This window comes from Streptomyces sp. SAS_270, from assembly GCF_052543295.1.
The window spans coordinates 135,909-155,825 of sequence record NZ_JBMNDS010000009.1; the positions used below are offsets into that span (position 1 = coordinate 135,909).

The 19,917-nt window shown below is 69.8% G+C and carries 19 protein-coding genes and 1 pseudogene; 16 read left to right on the plus strand and 4 right to left on the minus strand.

The window, feature by feature from the left end; translation table 11 throughout:
- Nucleotides 1-11: 11 nt before the first annotated feature.
- The 15 genes and pseudogenes from ACN6LB_RS09130 to ACN6LB_RS09200 all read left to right on the plus strand — a co-directional run bounded on the left by ACN6LB_RS09130 (nucleotide 12) and on the right by ACN6LB_RS09200 (nucleotide 11,433).
- Nucleotides 12-731, plus strand: coding sequence for a hypothetical protein (locus ACN6LB_RS09130; RefSeq protein ID WP_445025341.1), 720 nt, complete (start codon nucleotides 12-14; stop codon nucleotides 729-731).
- A 198-nt stretch (nucleotides 732-929) separates the two neighbouring features.
- Nucleotides 930-1,277, plus strand: coding sequence for an SH3 domain-containing protein (locus ACN6LB_RS09135; protein WP_445025342.1), 348 nt, complete (start codon nucleotides 930-932; stop codon nucleotides 1,275-1,277).
- A gap of 62 nt (nucleotides 1,278-1,339) precedes the next feature.
- Entirely contained in the window at nucleotides 1,340-1,798 is a 459-nt protein-coding gene (locus tag ACN6LB_RS09140; RefSeq protein WP_445025343.1) for a hypothetical protein, read from the plus strand.
- Nucleotides 1,795-2,235 carry a hypothetical protein gene (locus tag ACN6LB_RS09145; RefSeq protein ID WP_445025344.1) on the plus strand — a complete coding sequence of 147 codons (441 nt, stop codon included), beginning with the start codon at nucleotides 1,795-1,797 and terminating at the stop codon, nucleotides 2,233-2,235. Before ACN6LB_RS09140 ends, ACN6LB_RS09145 begins: the two co-directional genes overlap by 4 nt.
- A gap of 11 nt (nucleotides 2,236-2,246) precedes the next feature.
- Nucleotides 2,247-2,666, plus strand: coding sequence for a hypothetical protein (locus tag ACN6LB_RS09150; protein ID WP_445025345.1), 420 nt, complete (start codon nucleotides 2,247-2,249; stop codon nucleotides 2,664-2,666).
- Between the two features lie 30 nt (nucleotides 2,667-2,696).
- Nucleotides 2,697-3,587, plus strand: a complete 891-nt coding sequence (locus ACN6LB_RS09155) for a winged helix-turn-helix transcriptional regulator (protein ID WP_445025346.1) — start codon at nucleotides 2,697-2,699, stop codon at nucleotides 3,585-3,587.
- On the plus strand, nucleotides 3,584-4,099 hold the full coding sequence (locus tag ACN6LB_RS09160) for a hypothetical protein (RefSeq protein ID WP_445025347.1): 516 nt from the start codon (nucleotides 3,584-3,586) through the stop codon (nucleotides 4,097-4,099). Before ACN6LB_RS09155 ends, ACN6LB_RS09160 begins: the two co-directional genes overlap by 4 nt.
- Nucleotides 4,096-5,337, plus strand: a pseudogene (locus ACN6LB_RS09165) (MFS transporter). The gene ACN6LB_RS09160 and the pseudogene ACN6LB_RS09165 overlap by 4 nt, the downstream one beginning before the upstream one ends.
- A gap of 41 nt (nucleotides 5,338-5,378) precedes the next feature.
- A complete protein-coding gene (locus tag ACN6LB_RS09170; RefSeq protein WP_445025348.1) occupies nucleotides 5,379-5,717 on the plus strand; it encodes a hypothetical protein in 339 nt (112 codons plus the stop codon).
- A gap of 94 nt (nucleotides 5,718-5,811) precedes the next feature.
- Nucleotides 5,812-7,032: an ATP-grasp domain-containing protein gene (locus ACN6LB_RS09175; protein WP_445025396.1), complete on the plus strand. Its 1,221-nt coding sequence runs from the start codon at nucleotides 5,812-5,814 to the stop codon at nucleotides 7,030-7,032.
- Nucleotides 7,029-8,192, plus strand: a complete 1,164-nt coding sequence (locus tag ACN6LB_RS09180) for an MFS transporter (RefSeq protein ID WP_445025349.1) — start codon at nucleotides 7,029-7,031, stop codon at nucleotides 8,190-8,192. The genes ACN6LB_RS09175 and ACN6LB_RS09180 overlap by 4 nt, the downstream gene beginning before the upstream one ends.
- Nucleotides 8,189-8,842, plus strand: coding sequence for an HAD family hydrolase (locus ACN6LB_RS09185; protein WP_445025350.1), 654 nt, complete (start codon nucleotides 8,189-8,191; stop codon nucleotides 8,840-8,842). Before ACN6LB_RS09180 ends, ACN6LB_RS09185 begins: the two co-directional genes overlap by 4 nt.
- A 49-nt stretch (nucleotides 8,843-8,891) precedes the next feature.
- On the plus strand, nucleotides 8,892-9,767 hold the full coding sequence (locus tag ACN6LB_RS09190) for a DUF317 domain-containing protein (RefSeq protein ID WP_445025351.1): 876 nt from the start codon (nucleotides 8,892-8,894) through the stop codon (nucleotides 9,765-9,767).
- Nucleotides 9,768-9,800: 33 nt separating this feature from the next.
- Complete coding sequence (locus tag ACN6LB_RS09195) at nucleotides 9,801-10,277, plus strand: hypothetical protein (protein ID WP_445025352.1); 477 nt, start codon at nucleotides 9,801-9,803, stop codon at nucleotides 10,275-10,277.
- A gap of 139 nt (nucleotides 10,278-10,416) precedes the next feature.
- Nucleotides 10,417-11,433, plus strand: a complete 1,017-nt coding sequence (locus ACN6LB_RS09200; protein ID WP_445025353.1) for a SpaA isopeptide-forming pilin-related protein — start codon at nucleotides 10,417-10,419, stop codon at nucleotides 11,431-11,433.
- A gap of 186 nt (nucleotides 11,434-11,619) precedes the next feature.
- Here ACN6LB_RS09200 and ACN6LB_RS09205 read toward each other — a convergent pair whose 3' ends face one another.
- From ACN6LB_RS09205 to ACN6LB_RS09220, 4 genes are all read right to left on the minus strand, one after another.
- Nucleotides 11,620-13,020 (minus strand): ApeA N-terminal domain 1-containing protein, encoded by a 1,401-nt coding sequence (locus tag ACN6LB_RS09205; RefSeq protein WP_445025354.1) that lies wholly within the window; start codon nucleotides 13,018-13,020, stop codon nucleotides 11,620-11,622.
- 303 nt (nucleotides 13,021-13,323) lie between these two features.
- A complete protein-coding gene (locus ACN6LB_RS09210; RefSeq protein WP_445025355.1) occupies nucleotides 13,324-16,473 on the minus strand; it encodes an error-prone DNA polymerase in 3,150 nt (1,049 codons plus the stop codon).
- Nucleotides 16,466-17,986 carry a DNA polymerase Y family protein gene (locus ACN6LB_RS09215; protein ID WP_445025356.1) on the minus strand — a complete coding sequence of 507 codons (1,521 nt, stop codon included), beginning with the start codon at nucleotides 17,984-17,986 and terminating at the stop codon, nucleotides 16,466-16,468. The genes ACN6LB_RS09210 and ACN6LB_RS09215 overlap by 8 nt, the downstream gene beginning before the upstream one ends.
- A 7-nt stretch (nucleotides 17,987-17,993) precedes the next feature.
- Nucleotides 17,994-18,653 (minus strand): hypothetical protein, encoded by a 660-nt coding sequence (locus ACN6LB_RS09220; RefSeq protein WP_445025357.1) that lies wholly within the window; start codon nucleotides 18,651-18,653, stop codon nucleotides 17,994-17,996.
- A 242-nt stretch (nucleotides 18,654-18,895) separates the two neighbouring features.
- Here ACN6LB_RS09220 and ACN6LB_RS09225 point away from each other — a divergent pair, with 242 nt between their 5' ends.
- Entirely contained in the window at nucleotides 18,896-19,627 is a 732-nt protein-coding gene (locus ACN6LB_RS09225; RefSeq protein WP_445025358.1) for a hypothetical protein, read from the plus strand.
- The last annotated feature ends 290 nt before the right edge of the window (nucleotides 19,628-19,917 follow it).

Genomic DNA, 19,917 nt, shown 5'->3' on the forward strand with positions numbered 1-19,917 from the left:
CGAAAGTTCCGATGCCCAACTACGAACCCGACTTCCACCTCGACGGATACGAAGCCGTCAACGACCACGTCGCCGATCAGTTCTGGGGGCACATCGGCACAGAGCAGGACTCGATGACCGTCCTTGCCGAGCACCACAGCGACGACGCCCAGCACAGCTTCTACGTGATGCACAACCGCGCCGTCACCTGGGGAATCCCCGGAGATCCGCAGATCGTCGCCCTGCACCTCAAACGCGACCCGACCGCGCGCACCTACCGCTTTGCGCACAAGGAACTGCCGCTGCCGTCCATGGCTCAGTCCTGGCTGATCGCCCGCGGCTGCCCCGAGGGGAAGATCCTCCTGCCCGACGACATGGGCACCACCCCAGCAGACGAAACCACCCGCGCCCTAGAGAAGCGGCTGCGCAGCGACGGCGACCACCTCGCCTACGGCACCAGCTACACCGACGACACCAGTAACCCGATGGAGACCACGGTGATGCTCCGCGCCATGGACGAGAAGGCGGCACTGCCCTACCGCGTGCTCCTCGAAGTGGCCGACACCACCACATGGACACACACCCTGCGCGAGGGCGGCTTCCAGACCTTCGAAGCCGCCACCCAGTGGTGGGAGGCGCACTGGAACGGCGAAAGGCCCCCGCTGCCGACAGCCTCGCCGGCGACGCGGCCCGTCACCGCCGTCCCCGGCCTGCCGGCACGCCCCGCCCCGCCGCGCGGGCCCAGCCGCTGAACTCCCGCTAACGCCAATGCATTTCGCTTTCCCGCTCAGGCGAAGTGACATCAGGTGTCTGCGAGGTGCCGCGGAACATAGCACGCAATCCCCGGTTACCGAAACCGGGGATTCTCCGGACTCTTGTTCTCAGCCCGCACGGCATCCGCTCGGGGCTGCTTCCGCATTCCCTCTCCGCGCCATGGAGGTCAATTCCGCATGCGCACCACCCGATTCGCCACATCCATTGCCTTTCTCGGCGCAATGGCCCTCCCGGTCATATCCGCTCCGGGTGCGATGGCCGCACCCTCCAGCGCACCGGCCTCGGCTCCGGCCACCCGCCCGTGTGACCGGCTCGGGCCGTGGGTGATCGGCACAAAGGCCATGACGATCCGCTCGAAGGCAACCAGCAGGTCCGCCGCCCGCGGCGTGCTCTACCGGGGTCTCAAGTTCGCCGTCCATAAGACCCACGGCAACTGGCACTACATCACCGACAAGACCACCGGCGTGAAGGGCTGGGTGTCCGGAACGTACGTCTACCGCGAGGTCTACATGGGCCTGGACTAGCCGACCGGCACCCCATTCCCCCTTTCCCGTACCGGAATTTCCATAATGAAGGGAGCATTTTCGTGCTCGACGCCAGCGAAGACGTGATGGGCGTCATCACCGAGCGCATCGAGGGCCGATTCCAGATGCCGCTTTCCGATCTGCGGCGGGCCGTTGAGGCGGCACCGCAGGCCAATCCCGAGGCCACCACCGTTGTGCACTGGTACGGCCTGCTCGCCGAAACGCAGCAGGCCCTCGACACCGCCGAGGACGCCCTCGTCGAGGCACTGGGCACACAGCCGCCGGACGTACTCGATGATCCCGTCATGGAGTTGGCCCACCGGGTCAACGCCGCGGTCGCCTCCCGCGACGGTCGCGCCATGGTCGTGAAGTACCTCCTCGACCCCAACGCTCCCGGCAAGCGCGGACCCGGGGTCTGGCGCGGCGCGTCCCCGGCCGCCCGTCGTGCTCCGGCCCTGCACACCTCTGCGCCCACGCTGCCCAGCACTCCGAGCACCACGGCACGCGGGGCGACGCGGTGAGCGTCATCGGCAAACCCAGCAGCCGTGACGCGGCTCTGCAGGAAGGCTTCGGCGCCGAGGTAGCCGAGCTGTACGCCCAGGCCGCTCGCGGCGAGGCCAATGCCGCACTCCAGCGGGCACTGGAACTGCGCAGCTTCCTCGCCGTCGCCGAAGAACAGATGGCCCGCGTCCGCGACCGCGTCCACGCCGCGACGGCCGCCGACGCCGATATGGACGACCTGTCCGCCGAGAACCTGCGGTGGGACGCGGACTGGCTGGACGCGGCTCTGGCCGGCCGGGACGGCTACACCGCCGCACTCGACCAGCTGCTGCGCACCATGCCGGCGCCGAACCAAGTCGCGTCGCCACGCACCGGATTGAGCCCCAAGATCGCCGCCACCGCTCCGCCCGCCCCGACAGCATCCCGCGCTCGGGCGGTGCGGACGCGACGTCCCTGAAAGACCGCCGATTGCCCCAGCCCGACACCCCGACTCCTGCCGTTTCCCAGCTCGTCGCCCAGCGCATCGAGGCGCTGTACGGACAGCCGCTCGCCGAACTCGAAGCCATCGCCGACGCCGCCCCCGAGGTCACCCTGCTCGCCGCCCTGACCGGCAGTCACGGCGACCTGGCCCTCGCCGAACGCAACATCGCCTTCCAGCTCCAGCGTCTGCGTGAACTCACCGCCCCCGACCGCGAGATCGGCCGATTCGCCGCCGGTCACATCCTCGACTGCGCCCGGCGCATCGCCGAGTCCGTCGCCACCCGCGACGCCTACGCCAAGAGCACCAGCGCGGTCCTGGGCGGCCTGCGCCGCGCCACCCCGGACACCCGCCCACCGGCTCCGCCGGTACCCGCCGCACCGACGGCGACCACCTCCCGCACCCGCTGATTCACCCGTACCGCTTGAGGAGCCACCTTCTTGGCCACCACCGCGCCGCCCGCCACACCGAACGATCTCTTGGGCGTCACCAAGACCCTGGACCTGCTTGCCCCGCGCTGGAACGTGTGGGTGCTGATGACCGTCTCCTCCCAGCCGCTGCGCTACGCCGAGTTCAAGCCGAGGCTGCCGTGGCTGGCGGACGGCCAGCTCCACCCCCGGCTTCGTCAGCTCACCAACGCCGGCGTCATCGAGCGCACGGAGTACGCCCCGCGCCACGTCACCTACGGCCTCACCAGCAACGGTGCCGCGCTGCTGCCCGTCCTCACGGTGATCGCGTCATGGGCCGACACCTATCTGGAGAAGGAGCTGGTCGCCAACAAGCACACCGGCGAGCTGGAACCCGAGCGGATCGCGCCGGCCCAGAACATCGACGACGCCATCGCGCTGCTCGCACCGCGGCACGCCACCGCGATCCTGTTCTCCCTGCAGGCCCGGGGCACCGCGACCGCCAAGACGCTGGCGAGTGAGGCCATGCCCGGCTACGGGCTGAACGCCGTTTACAAGCCCCTGGAACGCCTGGTCAGTGATGGCCTCGTGTCGGCCAGCGGCACCGGCGACTACCAGTTGACCGCGAGTGGCCGGGCACTGGACCCCGTCTTCCAGGCGATCTCCGCCTGGGCCACCGCCCCGATCACCGCGTCCGATGCCAGTCGGATGCGGGGGCCGGGCGCGGCCCCGTCGCAGAGCCGTTCCGGCCCGTGGGCGACCACCCCGCCCCGGCTTCCCGCACCGGCGGTTCCGGCCGCGCCAGCAGCTCGTCCCGCGCTGACCACGACGCCCCCGGACAGCCCGGCGTGGAAGTCGGGCGACCTCTTCTCCCACCAGATACCTGCCCGCCCGATCTCCCCGGCAGGAGGCCCGCGCCGATGACCCGCTCCCTGCCCGAGAACCTCCTGCACGAACGTCGCGCGATCAGGGCCCTGACCCTGCCGGGCCTGATACGCCTGGTCACCGAGATCGACGACAACGGCCCCATCAGCCACCAGAAGGGCAGCCTTCAGGGCGCCTTCGGTGGCCTCACCCCCGGGCAACTGCGTCATGCCATCGACGTCGCCCGCGATCTCGGTCTGGTCCACGCCGACGAGCAGGCACCCGACCGCTACCGGCTCACCGCGAGCGGCGAGGCCCTGGCCGAGGTGTACGACACTGCGGCCCGCTGGGCGCGCAAGCGTCAGTTCCCCAGCACCAGCACCGACTTCGTCACCCGCGTCCAGCACACCCTTCAGCTGCACAGCCGCAGCCCTCACGGGTTCGGCTCGAGTCTGGAGCCGTCGGCGCCGCACCAGGTCCTGACCGATTTCCTGCAGGCGAACCCCCGCGCCCTCCAGCACACCGACGCCCGCTCCGCGCAGGAGAGGGCGGAAGCGGGGCGCGCCGCGTGAGATCCCGTGTCGGACCGCGGCATGCCCGCCGCCCAGTCCCCGCAGTTCTGCGCAGCATCTACCTGCCGCGCAGCACGGACGCCACCGCGTTCGCCCTGGCCACCTACGGCATCCCGCTGCTGGTCCTGGCCACCACCAACTCCGCAGCCCTGACCGGCCTCGCCTTCGCGCTGGAATGGATCCCGCGACTGGGCGCGTTCGCCTTCGCCGGGGCCCTGGTCGACCGCCATGGCACCACCACCGTGCTCCGCTACGCCTCCGTTGCCCGCGCCCTGGTCGTCCTGGCCGCCGCGTTCCTCCTCCCCGGGCAGGAGGCGGGGCTCGGGGCGACGGTCACCGTCATGGTCCTCGCCGCGTCCACCGGGATCCTCACCGAGTGCTCGTACATCGCGGCCGAGACCGCGGGCGGAGTGGCCGGCTGGCAGGCCGGGGCCCGCGCGCACCGAGTGCAGTCTGTACTGCTCGGCATCGACCAGGTCGCCAACCTGTCGGGCCCTGCGCTGGCCGGCCTCCTGCTCCAGTGGACCGGCGCCAGCGGCATGCTGATGGCGATCGCCGTCTTCTCGCTGCTCACCAGCGTCCTCGCCCCGCGCCAGTACCTCCGACCGGAGCCCGCCGCGGCGCAGCCCGTGGGCAAGGGGCTGCGCACCGGATGGTCGACGCTGCGGGCGCTGCCGGCGCTCGGCTGACTGGTGGCCGGACTGACCGTGTCGAATCTGGCCGTCGGTCTGCTGCAGGCCGCCGCCCCGGTGATCATCGTCAAGCAGCTCGGCCACTCCACAGCCGACGTCGGGTTCATCTGGTCCATCGCTGCCGTCGCCTCGCTCGGTGCGGTCCTTGTGTGCCGCCGGGCGATCGACCGCGTCGGCCTGTGGCCGGTCGGCGTCGTGTCCGCCACGATCGCCGCCACCGCGTGCCTGACCGTCTCCTTCGCCAGCACCTACCACGTCTATCTCGCCCTGATCGCCGTCCTCATGGCTGGCGAGGGCGGCATGACCGTCGTGCTGCGCACCCTGCGCTCCCGCCTCATCCCCCCGGACGTATTCGGCGCCACCCTCTCTCTGACGATCTTGGTGCTGTTGCTGCCCTTCCCGCTGGCGGGCGTCCTCGTCGCCGTCGTGCCACCCGCCCAACTCGGCCACGTCATCACGCTTTGTGCCGTGCTCCAGGCCGCGGGCCTGTTCACCGCCTTCGCCCGGCTGCGCGCCATCCCCGCCCTGCGCAGCGCCTTCGCCTGACCGCCTCGGTCACCTTCCTGCACACCTCACGGAGACCCGCCATGCCCCCGTTCCACGCCCTGTCCGACCAGGTGGTCCTGCCGATATCCCGACCGTCATTTCGAGCAGGATCACGGCCGACACTGACCGACCGGTTCCGGGCCTTCGATGCCGAGCACCCGTACGTCTACCGCGCGTTGGAGCGCCTGACCGCCGACCGGCTCGCCACCGGGGCCACCCGGGTCGGGCTGAAGGCGCTGTTCGAGGACCTGCGCTGGCAACTGCCCGCGGGCGTGCGCGGACTGAACAACAACTTCACCGCCCTGTACGCCCGAAAGCTGATCGAGGACCACCCCCACTGGGCGAGTGCCTTCGAGCTGCGCCGACGCCGCACCCTCTGACCCCGGTCGTCTGCCGTCAACCTCCTTTGCCCTGCCACTGTTTGGAGCCTTGTTGTCCTCTCGCCCTGTCGTCCTGGTCGTTGCAGCCGCCGACATGGAGGCGCACGCGTATCGCGGCTACTGCCTTGAGAACGTCCGCGCCCACTACGACGTCGTCCTGATCTCCGGCGCCGAGCCGACCTGGGAGAAGGACTTCCTCCTCGACTACGCCGTCGTCGACCCCACCGACTCGGCGGCACTGGCCGCGGCCGGACGAGCGCTCGCCGAGCGGTACGAGCTGGCCGGCGTGCTGACGTGGACCGAGTGGTACCTCGTCCCGGTCGCCCGTCTCGCCCGCCAGCTCGGCCTGCCCACCACGGCTCCGGAAGCCCTCCAGGGCTGCCGCAACAAGCACACCAGCCGTAGCCTGTTCGCCCGCCACGGAGTGCCATCCGCCGTATCCGTGCGCGTGCGCACCGAGCGGGAAGCGGCCGATGCCGCCGCACTGATCGGCTATCCCGTCGTCCTCAAGCCCGCCGCCCACGCCGCGAGCATGGGCGTCATCCGCGTCGATTCCGCCGACGACCTTCCGGCCGCGTACGCCTTCGCCGCGCGCACCGCCGACCACGGAGTCGAGAGCACTCAGGTCCTGGTCGAGGAGTACCTCGACGGCCCGGAGGTGAGCGTCGAGTGCGTCACCCATCAGGGGCAGACCACCGTGGTCGCCGTCACCCGCAAGACCGTCGGGATGCCGCCCTTCTTCGAGGAGCTGGCGCACATGGTCGACGCGAACGACCCGCTGCTCGCCACCGTGGCACCGGTCGCCATCGCGGCCCTCGACGCCGTCGGCATCACCGACGGCGTCAGCCACGTCGAGATCCGCATCGTCGACGGCCGCCCCCGCTTGATCGAGGTCAACGCGCGCCTCGCAGGCGACATGATCGGCCACCTCGTCCACCTGGCCACCGGCGTCGATCTCGCCCGCGCCGCCGCCGACATCGCCTGCGGACGTACCCCCGACCTGACGCCAACCCGCCGCCAGGCTGCGGCAATCCGCTTTATCTACCCCGCCTACTCCGGCACCCTGACCGCCCGCGGTGTCGTGAAGCCCACAGGGGGAGTGGAGCGCGTGCGTTTCCAGCGACAGCCCGGAGACCAACTCGTGCTCCCCCAGGACGGCGGCAATCTGTTCACCGCCCGCATCGGCTTCGTCATCGCCATCGGGTCGACCGCCACGGCCGCCCAGGACCGCGCCCAGGAGGCGTACCGCAACCTCGACGTCCAGGTGGCCGCTGCCACGCAGACGGCTCCAGCCACCGGGGAGCACGCCGCGTGAGGACAACCGTAGCGATCGAGCTGGTGCGCAGCCGCCGCCTGCTGATCGGGTACTTCGCCAGCCTGGGTGTGGTGATGGCCGTCTTCGGCGCCCGCATGCCCGCCGTCCAGTCCGCCGCCGAGGTGAGCACCGGAGGGCTTGCCCTGGTCCTGCTGGCCGCCGCCCTCGGCATGGTTGCCGGACTCCAGGCGGGTGGGCGCCTTGCCCGCCCGGCCCACCTGCCCGCGCTGCTGACCGGCGGCGCCCTGGCCCTCGCCGCCTGTCTCGCCCTCCTCGGGGTCTGCTCCAGTCTGGAGAGCCTGTTCGCGGCGGCGTTCGTCTTCGGCGTCGCACACGGCGTCCTCGATGTCGCGGCCAATGCGTCGGCAGTCCGCTGCCAGGACGCCCACGGCCGCCCCATCATGGCCGGGCTGCACGCGAGCTACAGCCTCGGCGCCCTCCTCGGTGCCGCGCTGGCCGCGGCCACCACCCACACCTCACACACCGCTCTGTTCACTGGAGTCGCCGTCTGCGCCGCGGCGGCAGCGGGAGCCACGACGGCGCTGACCCGGACGCTCGCCAGCTCTGCACTCGAGCCCGTTCACCATCCTGCTGCACAGAGCTCGGACGAACGCGGGAGCCAGTCGCGGCCCCGGGTGTGGCTGCTGGGCGTCCTGGCAGCGGCAACATTGCTGGGTGAAGGTGCTGCTGCCGACTGGGCCGCCGTCTACCTGCACGACCTCGGCGCGACGGCCGCGACCAGCGCCGCGGCATACGGCGCTTACAGCGCCGCCATGGCCACAGGCCGACTCGTCGGTGACCGACTCACCGCCCGCTTCGGCGCGTCAGCCGTCGTACGCGTCGGCGCCGCTTTGGCCGCGCTCGGCCTCGCTACCGGACTGGCCGGATCCACCATCGCCTTCGCCCTGTTCGGCTGGGCGGCCTTCGGTCTGGGTCTGTCCGTCACCATCCCCAGCCTGATCACCGCCGCGGGCGCTGGCGGCCCCCGCGCGGTCGCCACCGTCGCGGTCACCGGCTACGTCGGCCTGCTCGCCGGACCCGCCGTCATCGGGGCCCTCGCCACCGTCACCACCCTGCCGCCCGCGCTGCTGCTGCCCGCCCTCCTCGCCCTGACCGTCGCCACCCTCGCCCCCAAAGCCCTGGAGAGAACGACCCCTTGACCCGCACCCACGACTCCCGGACCGGCATAGAAGCCCTGATCCTCGACTACAACGGGGTTCTTGGCTTGCAGCCCACCACCGCGATGTGGACCCGGCTCGCCGACCTCGCCGAGTGGCCCGACCGGTATCTCCCCTTGTTCCGGCGCGCCTTCTGGGTTCCCCGCAACGCTTACGACGCAGGGGAGTTGAGCGATCTGGCCTACTGGGCGAAGGTGCTCGGTCACCATCCCGGTTCGCGGTGGCTGCGCGCCTTGCGAGATGCCGACACCGCCATGTGGACTCGTACCGACCCGCGCGTGCTCGACGTCCTGTACCGCGCCCGCACGTCGGGGCTGCCGATGGTGCTGCTCTCCAACGCCCCGGCCCACCTCAGCGACGTCCTGGACTCCACAGGCTGGCGGCGCGAACTGATGGACGACGCCTTGTACTCCGCACGCCTGGGCCTGTGCAAGCCCGACCCGGCCGCGTACGACCACGCCCTGGCCGCCACAGGTATCGCCGACCCGGCACGTGTGCTGTTCGTCGACGACCGCGAGGACAACTGCCGGGCCGCCGCCGAGCTGGGCCTGCGCACCCTGCACTACACCGGCCAACCCGCAGAACTCGCCGCGCAGTTGCTGCCCGTCGTCGCGGAGCGTACCGGCTCCTGATCCTGCGCCGCGCCGCTCACCTCTCAGCCCCGACACCCTCTGGACTTTCGTGCCCGACACCGAAGAGATCGACGGCGACGTCTACGTCTCTCCCCGCTACCTCGCCGGCAGCACCTCGGTGGGGGACCTAGCGCTGGAGCCCCTGCTCGCGCTCGGCTTCGACCTGCGCCACGACGATCTCGGCAACGCCTACGTCACCGCGCCCGACCACCGCGTCCGCCTCGGGTTCCTGCCCGAGGGAGACGATGACGGACTGTGGCGGATCAACGCTTACCGCGACCGCTTCGGCCCGCCCGCCTGGGGAGTCAGCTTCAATGACCAGTGCCCCACCGAGTTCGTCGCCGCGTTCACCACGGCTCTGGCGGCGGCGTATCAGGCCGGACCCGAGCACTACCTCGCTCAGCCCGACTCCACCGACCCCGAACTCGACGCCTTCCACGCCATCGTCCCGCTCATCAACCGCGGCTGGAAGATCCAGCACCCGCGGTGGGGCGTCCTGGAGCTGCAGACTCCGGATGGCATGGCCGGGCTCGAATACGCCCAGGGGCGACTTGATGCGGAGAAGGAACTCACCACGCTGCAGGCCCGCTGGTACCTGTGGGGAGGACCGAAGAACCGCTATGGCCGCTGGTACGCCACCGCCTCCACGAACACCCCGGTTCCACTGGTGACGGCCATCACCGAGAGCGTTTCCGACCCCGCGCCCCTGCCGCGCTGGAAGGACGAGATGCTGCGCGGCCTGCGCGAGAGCGCCCAGCTCGTTCCCGTCACCCCTCCGCCGCCTCCGGTTCCCACGCCCCTCGACGTCCGGCGTACCGCCCCCCGCCGGGCGCCCGCGCTGACCACGCGCAGCATCCCGCGCTGGAGCACCACGACAACTCCGTCCGCAGTCCTGCCCGCCCGGCGCTCCGGCCCCCACCGCTGACCGACCAGATCCCCTTCGTCCGAGAGAGGCTCTTTGGCCCTGCACGCCCAGCAGTTCTTCGACGACGTCATCGAACTGCCTCTCCACCAGTACGCCATCGTCGGCGACGCCCTGTACGCATCCCCGCAGCCGAACTCGCCGCTGCGGCTACGGATCGACTTCGCCCCCACCATCCGCCACGGCGAGTACGACGGACTACGCCTGCGCGTCGTCCACCCAGAGAAGGGCGTCCTCGACACCGCGATCCTCCGCTTCGCAGACCACGGCACCTTCGCCCGCCGCGACACGGCCCGCGACCTCGTGCCCGGCCGAGACGGCTACGCCGTCATCCGCGACTGGCACCCCCACAGCAGCCAGCCACCATGGCACGGCGCGGACGGCGCAGGGCTGCGCACCGCGATCGAGCAGTACGCCCACTTCTGGATCCCGGCGCCTGCCGCGTCCCGCCCGGCCGCCCGCCCTGTCGCCCAGCCCACACCCACCGCCGGGGCTTCGCTCCGCAGCCGTTGACCGCCCACCTCGCCACGGAGTTCTGGATGTCCCCGCTTCGCTGGCTGCCCCCGCGCCCAGTGCCGGGCCGCTCCCGCTGAACAACGACCCGCGCGCCCGCCTTGCCTGTTCCCGCCTGTATCCCTTGGAGAGACCCTTCTTGCGCATCCGTTCCGCTCGCACCCTCCCAGTCGCTGTTGCCGTCGCCGCCACGGTGACCGGTTCCCTGTCCTGGGCACCGACCGCCTCGGCCCAGAGCGCCGATCCCGCCCCTTCCGCATCCACGTCCTCGACTCCGCGCAACGCGGCCGAGCCGGAGACCGGCGGCGTGGCCATCCTGAAGAAGGACCCCGGCGGCGACGTGCTCGCCGGCGCGTCCTTCGCCCTCTTCGACTCCGCGGGCAAGGAAGCCGCCAGCGGCAAGACCGACGCCCAAGGCAAGCTCGCCTTCCAGGACCTCGCACCGGGGGTCTACCGCCTCAAAGAGATCTCCAGCGGCAGCACACTGCACGACACGGTCGACGACCAGGACGTCATCGTCACCCCCGGCACGGACACACCGCTCACGATCGTCGATCCCTTCAAGGCCGCCTCGGTCCTGCTGAAGGCCAAGGACGACAAGACCGGCAAGCTGCTGGCCGGGTCCACGGTCAACATCGGCAGCGGCGACAAGACCATCCTGACGCTGGCCACCGGCCCCGACGGCACCGCCAGCGGCAAGCTGCCCCTCAACTCCCGTACGGGCAGCGACTTCTGGGTCAAGCAGGTGAAGGCGCCCGCCGGCTACGACATCTACAAGCCTTCGAAGGAGTTCAAGGCCAAGCCCGGGGATCCCGTGACCGTGACCGTCACCAACGCCAAGACCGCCACCACCCCGCCACCCACACAGAAGCCGACCGAGCCCGCTGAGAAGCCGACCGACAAGCCCTCCCCGGACAAGCCAGGCAAGGACGAGGACGTCCCGGCACCGTCCACCTCGGGTACTCCGACCTCCGACGACGCGTCGAGCACCGCGGCGCCCGCTCCCGCTGGCTCGCTCGCGCACACCGGCGCCGACGCCACCCCGTGGCTGATCGGCGGCGCCGCAGTCCTGATCGCTGCCGGCGGAGGCACCCTCATCGCGGCCCGTCACCGACGCACGGACAACTCCACCGACGACGACTCCACCGCGAGCTGACCTAACCCGCGGCACTCCGCAAGGCCCCCGGATCATTGGCGAATTCCGGGGGCTTTGTCATGGGCGCGTGTCCGATGAGAGCGGAGGCGGGGCCATCCGCTGCCCACTCGTGGCCCTCGCGTAGCGTGAGGCCGAACAGTGAAGGCTCGTACGGATATTCGCCTTCAAGAGTGGACAGTTCTGGCATCACTCCCGCACCTGGTCCACGGCGTATCGGAATGGTTCCCGCTCCAGGACCCGGCTCTCGATGTCATCGATTCCGAGCTCGGACAGCATTCGTGTCCGGATGATCCAGCGCAGGACCTCGCCGTACCAGTGAAGCTGTACCACGTTGGGAGTCCCTGAGGTTGAGCCTCCGTGTGACTCTCTGCCACGGGTGCGGGCGACTCTTGCCACGAATTCTGGGGCAGCGTGGACAATAGTTGCACCGACTTCACCGGTTGACTTGACCAGCTCTTCGATGAGTTGTTTCTGTGGCTTGTCATTGCGCGACTGGAGTACTGCCTTCGCCCATTCGATGACTTCGGCATCGATGCCTGCGCTGGTCGCGGAGTTGATGACAGCCTGAACGCGTGCGTTATGGTCGGGGCGAGGAATTTGCTTGCTGTCAAACAATGCCTTGGCGAGAGCCTCGGCGCTCCGGTATGTCGAAGTGAATTTGTGCGCGGTGTACATGAACGGCGCATATTCAGGTGCCAAGAGCAATCTGACGGGCTCCCAGAAGTTGCGCCAGAGGCAGTACCACCGTGGCAGCAGAGTGGCAAGATCGACAGGACTGTCATTTGCCCTCAGGAGTGTTGGGGCATTGGCCCCGACGATCGCGTGTAGAGACGTTGAGGGTCGCTGCAGCACACTCAAGTAGGCGTCGCACAGTTGAGGCGAGCCCTGGCCAGTGCCGACAGGCCGAAGGCGAATTCCTGTAATACGCACGGGACGGTCGAGGCTCAGCATTAGCAGGTCATGGAAAGGGCGGATACGGCTGTCGACGATGTCCTCCCAGCGAGACGGGTCTGCGCAATCGATGGCAAATACAGACCGTCGTTCGACGCGCACGACGTCACCCGTCGTCCTCGACCACCGTCGATTTCCCGAGCAACCGGCTATCAGTCGAACCCGATCGCTTTCGATTGGAGCGGACGTCAGCTCAATGTCGTCGGTATGAACCGAGATTCGATTGGGGGCGTTCTCCCACAAAGGTGGCGGATGGAGCCATGCGTTCAGGTAGTCGAAATCTACCTTCGCCTCGCTGAAGGCATTACCGTCTGCATGCCAGCCGAGCAATGCCAACTCGACACGGCAAGCCTCCTGCTCAACATCGAGGTCGCTACTCACGGTGAGCCCTGCCACTCCCAGCAGGGACACATCCCGCCTGTCTTCCTCGTGCAGCCGGCCATGCACCACGGCTTCCTCGACCCAATGTGACCATTGCTCTCCACTGCCGTCATTGGCCACGACGGCAGGCCGGAACAACGATCCGCCATACACCACCAAGCTGATGCCTGCGGAGTCGAAGGTGAGTGTCCCGGGAAGGCTCTCGTGCTCATGCCCCGGCAGCCACCATGAACCTCCTGCTGAGAAGTACTCCACTCAGCAATCGTCGCGTAAGCGCGTACTCGATACTGGCGGTGATGGGCCAAATGGATGAATCGGCCGACCGTGTTGCGTTCACCGAGCTGAGATGACAGTGCAGGTCACGAAGGATCCGGCGGTGTAGCGATCTCAGTGGTGCGAGTAACGATCTCCCGGACACCGGTCGGACACAGCTACCGCGATGCGGCGGCGCCCTGGATGGCCATCACGCTCGCGCTTGACCCGCAGCGCCCCGCGCGATGCCCGGCGGGCTCACGATGACCCTGCCGCAGGCGCGGGTGAAGCTTCGCCCGCGGATCGTCACCTGAAGCGCCCCGGCTGATGGGCCCGAGCGGGGCCCGCGAGTGCGTGCGCGCGGTGCACGATCATGTTGACCGAGCCGCGGTCTCGCTCGATGTGCCCCTCCAGCAGCACCGCAGGGGCGCCGAGGACTACCTCGCGCGTGCGTTCCCAGACCGGGGGAGAGAAGACCAGGTTGATCATGCCGGACTCATCCTCCAGGGCACCGAATGTCACCCCCTTCGCCGTCGGGGGCCTTTGGATGTACTTGGCCAGTCCGCCGACCCGCACCCGGGTCTGGTCGGCTAGGGCACGGGCCTCGCGCGCAGGCTGCGCCCCGTGCGAGGCCAGCAGAGCACGCAGGTGGTGCGCCGGGTGGGCGGTGGCGCTGGCGCCAGAGGCAGCGAGGTCGGCGGCGGTGGCCTCGGCCGCGGTCATGACCGGCAACTCCGGCGCAGGCGCCAGGTCGTCCAACCCCGGAAGGACGTCCTGGATCTCGCCCGTATAGGCGCCGGCCGACCACAGGGCGGTGCGCCGGTCCACGCCGAGGCCATCGAACGCCCCGGCGGTGGCCAGCTGCTCCATCAGCTTCGCCGACAGCCGTGTGCGGCGGGCGACGTCGGCCACCGAGCGGAACGCCAGAGCGCCGCGGGCGGTCAGGATCCGCTCGGCGATCTCCTCGCTGACCCCGGTCACAGAGGTCAGCCCGCGGCGGATCGCCGGCCGCCGCTCCGGCTGATCGGCGTAGGGCTCAAGCGTGGCGTGCACGCCGGAGCGCTGAATGTCGACGCTTCGGACCTCGATGCCGTGCTGCTTGGCATCCTGGATGAGGGTCTGGGAGTCGTAGAAACCCATCGGGAGATGCGCCATGATCCCCGCAAGCATGGCGTGCGGAAAGTGGTACTTCACCCAGGCGCTGGCATAAATGATGCCCGCCATCGACTGGGCGTGAGACTGCGGGAATCCATAATCTGAAAACGCTTCTATCATGCCCACAATGCGCGCGGAGGCGGCTTGGTCGATGCCTTTGGCGGCCATGCCGGCGAGCAGTCGTCCGCGCAGCTGTGCCACCTTTTCGGGAGAGTGCTTGGCGGCCATCGCCTTACGGAGACGGTCCGCCTCGCCCGGGGTGAAACCCGCACAGTCGATGGCCAGGGCCATGGCCTGCTCTTGCCACAAAGCGACCCCGAGCGTTTTGGCTAGCGCTGGTTCGGCGAGCGGATGCGGATAGGTGACGGGCTCCAGGCCGGCCCGCCGCCGCAAATAAGGATGTTTTGATCCGGCCTGAATGGGGCCCGGCCTGATGATGGAGGCGGCCACCGCGAGGTCCTCGAAACACCGGGGCTGCAGCTGCGGCAGTGTCGAGACCTGCGCCCTCGACTCGGCCTGGAAAACGCCTATGGTTCTACCTGCGGCAATCATGGCGTACACGTCCGGGTCGTCCTGCGGAATCGAGGCCATGTCTAGCCTGATTCCGTGGTGTTCGGCAATGAGGTCGCATGCGGTGTGCAAAGCGGCCAACATACCCAATCCCAGGATGTCAATTTTCAAGAGATGGGCGGCGGCCACATCGTCTTTGTCGCCTTGCAGTACTGAGCGGCCTTCTCGGGTGGCCCATTCGACCGGCATGATTTCCCCGATGGGCTGGCGGGTCAGCACCATCCCTCCAACGTGGATACCCAAATGCCGTGGCAAGGTGTGCAGTTGCTCTGCGAGGGAGCGTACATCGGCGGGGATGTCGGCCTCGGGCCCGGGTGGCTCGTGGTGAATGTGGCGGGTCATCTCATTGATCCGTGCCATGGGATAGCCGAGGGCACGTGCTGAATCCCGCACGCTCAGGCGGGGTTGGTAGGTGATGAGGTTCGCCACCTGTGCGCAGTGCGACCTGCCGTATTTGGCATACAGGTACTGGATCACCTCCTCCCGGCGGTCGTTCTCGAAATCGATGTCGATGTCCGGGTCGGTCTTTTCGGCGTGCAGAAATCTCTCAAAGAGCAGGCCGTGTTTGAGTGCGTCGACGGAGGTGATGCCCAGCGCGTAGCAGACCACGCTGGAGGCGGCGCTGCCGCGCCCCTGGCACCAGATCCCCTGCTCGGCCGCGTACCGCGTGATGTCCCAGCAGATCAGGAAGTAGCCGGGCATACCCATGTCGGTGATCACGGACAGTTCGTAGTCGAGCTGTTTCCATGCCGCCCCGGCTGACGGGTCGGTGCGCGGCCCGTACCGGCGGGCGCAGCCTTCTTCCGCGAGGTGGCGCAGATAGCTGCCGGGGGTGTGTCCGGCGGGCACCTCGAAGTCCGGTAGCTGCGGGCGCAGTCGGCTCAGGTCGATGACGCTGCTGCGAGCGAGGTCGACGGCGGAGGCGATGGCCTGCGGGTAGCGGGCCATGAGGATGCGCATCTCCTCGGCGGTGCGCAGATGCGCCGTTGGGGCCGGCGGCAATTCCCCGATCGCGGTGTCGAGGTTCTCTCGGCGGTGCAGCGCAGTTAGCGCCGCCGCCAGCCGCGCAGATCGCGGGGCCGCGTACCGGGCCGCGTTCGTGGCCACCACCGGCAGCCGCCACCGCTGTGCCGCCGCGTGCACGGCGGCGTTGCGCGGGCCGTCCTCGGGCAGCCGGTGATCGACGAGTTCGGCATGCAGGTGAGTGCGACCGAAGAGGTCCACCAGCCGGTCCAACCGGGCCTGGATCGCGTCGATGTCGTACGCGGCCTCGCCGACCACGGGGCAGCCGGTGAGGATCGCCCACTGGCCCTCGTGCGCGGCAGCCGACAGCGCGTCGAGGTCGTAGGCCGGGGCGTTCTTGGCGCCGGCCAGCTGCCCGGCGCTGATTGCCGCGGACAGGCGGGTGAAGCCCAGCAGGCTGCGGGCGATCACCACGATCGACCCCAGTCCCTGGTCCAGGGTGAGTTCGGCGCCGTAGACGGTGCCGATGCCGTACTCGCCCGCGGCCTCCGCCAGACGTCTTGCACCGTAGAGCCCGTTGGTGTCGGTGATCGCCAGGGCCTCGATACCGAGGCGGACGGCTTCGGCGACCAGCTCCTCCACGTGGTTGGCGCCGAAGAGGAACGAGCCGGCGGAGTGGACGTGCAACTCCGCCCAGCCGCCGCCCACGGGCGTCGGCGCGGTGCGCGTAGCGGGGAAGTGCAGCACCTTCCCGCGAGGGTCAGCCATAGAGCGCCTCCACTGCCCACCGGCCGTCTTGGATGTGCAGCAGCCAGGCGCGGCCGTCCGCGCAGCCGACCTGCAGGCGCGCAAGGCGGCGGGCCTGGGCGGGGATCCACCAGTCCTCCAGCACCGGCCACGGTCCGGTCCACCCGGTCACCGCCACCTGCGCGGCGCCGTCGATGGACAGCGCTGCCGGGGCCTGGGTGAGCAGGGTGCGTCCGCTCACCCCGACGGGGCCGCCATCGGCCCCGATCAGCTGGGCAGGGCGCGGGGTGGGGTAGACGACGGCCGGGTGCGGGGCCGGCAGCCGCCCCGGCCACGTCCCCTCGACCAACGGGCGTGAGCGCGCATCGCCGTACGGGATGTCCACGGTCCGCTCGCTCGGCCCGCGGCCTCCTGCGAGTTCCTGCCGTACCACCGCGCGGTGTCCGAGCATCGCCTGCAGCTGCCCCGCGGCGCGCTCCAGCTCCTCCGGCGCCATCCGCGGCCCGAACAGCAACGACTGCCGCCCCGTCGCCGCCGACAGTCCCTCCGGAACCAGCCGCAGGGTGGTGATCCCCGCCGCGGCACCGTTGAGCTGCCCGGTCTCGGCCCAGGCGGCGATCTGCCAGCGCACCCGTTCGGCCACCGCCAGCGCCGAGAGGCGACCCTCGTGCCGCCACAGCCGCGACAGGCGCAGCCCGCTCGTGAGGCCCACTTCGACCTGCAGCCTGGCGCACACCGCCCCGGCTTGCGCGAGGTGGGCGTGAAGCTGTTCGGCGAGTGCTTTGGCGAGGAAGATGACGGGTTCGAGATTGTCCTCGGGTGGCTCGAATGCCTCGGCCACGCTGTAGTCACTGTCCGCCCCGGATGTGTTGAGCGGCCGGGCCTCCTGGCCGCGGGCGGTGTGTTGTGCCGCGGCGCCGTCGTGTCCGAACCGGGCCAGCACCCGGTCACTCGGCAGCGCCGCGAACGCCCCCAAGATGGTGATGCCCAAGCGGGGCAACAGCTGAGACAGCCGCGGGCGGCCCAGCACCCCCACCGGATACGGGGCCAGAAAGTCCGCGGTCTGCCCGGCCGACACCAGGACCCCCGCCTGCCCGGCCCGCACCGCCAGGGCGGCAGCGAACACGGTGTCCGCCGCGCCGGTACGTGATTCGATCCCGGCACCGGTGAGCACGGAGGTGATGTGCTCGACCAGGGCCTGCTCGCCGCCGAAATAGCGGGCGGGTCCCCGCGAGGGCAGGGCGATCAGGCCGGGCCGCAGGATTTCCATGTGCGGAGCGACGCGCTTCTCCAGCAGACGCAGCACCGGCTCGAACGCCCGCACCTCCGTCTCGGGGTCCCGGTCGAGCAACCTGAGCTGGGGGCAGCGTCCGGATGCCTGGCGTACCCGCATCCCGCGCCTTACGCCTTGGCGGCGGGCCTCCTTCGAGCAGGCCAGCACGCGCTCCCGCGCGATGATCGCCACGGGCTCGTCGTGATCCGCGCCCGCGGCCACCACGGGCCAGTCCATCATCCAGATCGCTAGCGCACGCACTGCTGGCTCACCCTGCGGTGACGGGGCGCAGCGGCACCACATCCGCGTCCGCGGCGGCCGAGGGCTCGGCGATCAGCTTCACTGAGCCGTCCGGCCCGGGCAGCCACACCTGGGCATGTCGCGGCTGTGTCGCAGCACCCCGACCGACCACCACGAGACGGGCACGTCGGCCAGCGAGCAGACCAAAGCCGTACCCGAGCCCGTCCCAGCGGGCCTCGGCCACCAGCAGCCGCAGTTGCGCCTCCGGCCAGTCCTGCCAGGTCAGCAGCGTCGTGCCGGAGCGCCGCAGGCGTGCCGCAATGCGACGGCTGGTGCGCAGGGTCACCTGTCCCACGGGGCCGAGCAAGACCACGGGCGCCGCCTCGCAGACCGTCGCGAGCACTTCGGGCCACCGCCGTCCCGGCTCGGGTACAGCCAGCCCGCACGCCAGGTCCAAACCGGCATCCGCCGCAGCCAGCCCGCCGAGCTGCGGCAGACCGACCGCTGCCCAGGCGCCGCCGTCGGCGGCGGCCTCCGCGGCCAACGCGATCAGCAAGGGCAGGTCGCCCCCGGCGCTCACCACCGCGCCGCGGGGCAGCTTCCCGCCCGGGAGCAGGCTGGAGAGGGTGCCGGACTTGGCTCCGGTCGCCTCCGGAGTCCCTCGCTCACCAGGCGAAACGACATGCATGAACACATGTTCGATTCCTTGTGCGAGAAATGCAAGCGGGTCAACGACACACCACTCGCACGCGCCTCGCGACCGACTGCGCTCGACAGCTCTGGGGGGCGGAGCGGCGGTTGTGAACGACCATGCCGCGTACGCCCGTTCGCCTCGCCCCGTCCGCATCCGACCGGCGCATGCCAGCCGGCGGCATCCTGCGGTCTCGCCGATGGACAGGCGTGCCGCACGTGCCTCGCTACGCTGCCGCAGTGATCGAGTCCTCCTCGCTGCCCGGCGATCCCACCGAGCTCCACCTACGGATCTCCTTCGATGACGAACTGTGGGATACCCCGCAGGCCGACACGCTGGAGCGGTGGAACGTCGCCATCCTGCACCGCCGACGTACACATGACGGAGCTCAAGGCCCGGCGGCGAGCGGCGCCTGCGACACTGCGGCCTGCCCGTCGTGCACGACGGAGGATGTCGCCGTCGGCGAGATGACCTTCTACCGAGTGCATCTCGACCGCGGCCGGAATGCCTACTGGGCCATGGAAGAGGAATCCGAGGATCTGTACGAGACCGCCCAGATCCTCCTCGATGCTGAGACGGGCTCGTTCACGAGCGAGGTCAGCGAGCGGCTGGAGTACGTCGGGTCCGCCCTGCTCGTCATGGACCGGGTGACCCTAGAGCCACAGTGGCGCGGCGCCGGGCTGGCTTCCGTACTCGCTATTGAGGCGATCCACCGGCTCATGGCCGGCTGTCGGGCCATTGCCTGTTCGCCCGGCGTTACCGACCTCAGCAGTCAACGTCTGACGGACAGGTCGGAGTGGGACCGCGTGAACGCCAAGATCACTCATGGGTGGGAGTGCATCGGGTTCCGCCTGTATCGCGACAACATCTATCTCCTGTCGCCGGCCTCGCAGGACCTGGAGGAGCAGCGCGGCGTACTTCGTGCGCAGCTCGCGGGACTCGGCGCGTCCTGGCGGACCGCGATCTCCTGACGAACGCCGCTGCCGAGACGAGAACCATCGTTCGTGACCATGATGTGCGGACGGTAGTGGGAGTGTCAGTCCGCGTTCGTACAGTTACTCAACGACAGAGGAGTCGCAGGGGGGTATGGGTGTCTTCAGCGAGGAACGTGGGGGGTCGTGGGCGAGCTGACTTCAGCGAACGGACACGGCGGCTGCTCGCTCAACGGGCGGCTTTCCGCTGTTCGAACCCTCGGTGCGGAGCGCTGACGATCGGCCCCGGCGTCGGCCACGATGACATCTCGGATACAGGCACGGCTGCC

Coding starts and splice junctions, on each gene's coding strand:
- ACN6LB_RS09160 (WP_445025347.1), top strand. CDS start 3,584: ATGACCCGCTCCCTGCCCGAGAACCTCCTGCACGAACGTCGCGCGATC.
- ACN6LB_RS09210 (WP_445025355.1), bottom strand. CDS start 16,473: ATGGCTGACCCTCGCGGGAAGGTGCTGCACTTCCCCGCTACGCGCACC.
- ACN6LB_RS09175 (WP_445025396.1), top strand. CDS start 5,812: ATGGAGGCGCACGCGTATCGCGGCTACTGCCTTGAGAACGTCCGCGCC.
- ACN6LB_RS09170 (WP_445025348.1), top strand. CDS start 5,379: ATGCCCCCGTTCCACGCCCTGTCCGACCAGGTGGTCCTGCCGATATCC.
- ACN6LB_RS09135 (WP_445025342.1), top strand. CDS start 930: ATGCGCACCACCCGATTCGCCACATCCATTGCCTTTCTCGGCGCAATG.
- ACN6LB_RS09130 (WP_445025341.1), top strand. CDS start 12: ATGCCCAACTACGAACCCGACTTCCACCTCGACGGATACGAAGCCGTC.
- ACN6LB_RS09220 (WP_445025357.1), bottom strand. CDS start 18,653: ATGCATGTCGTTTCGCCTGGTGAGCGAGGGACTCCGGAGGCGACCGGA.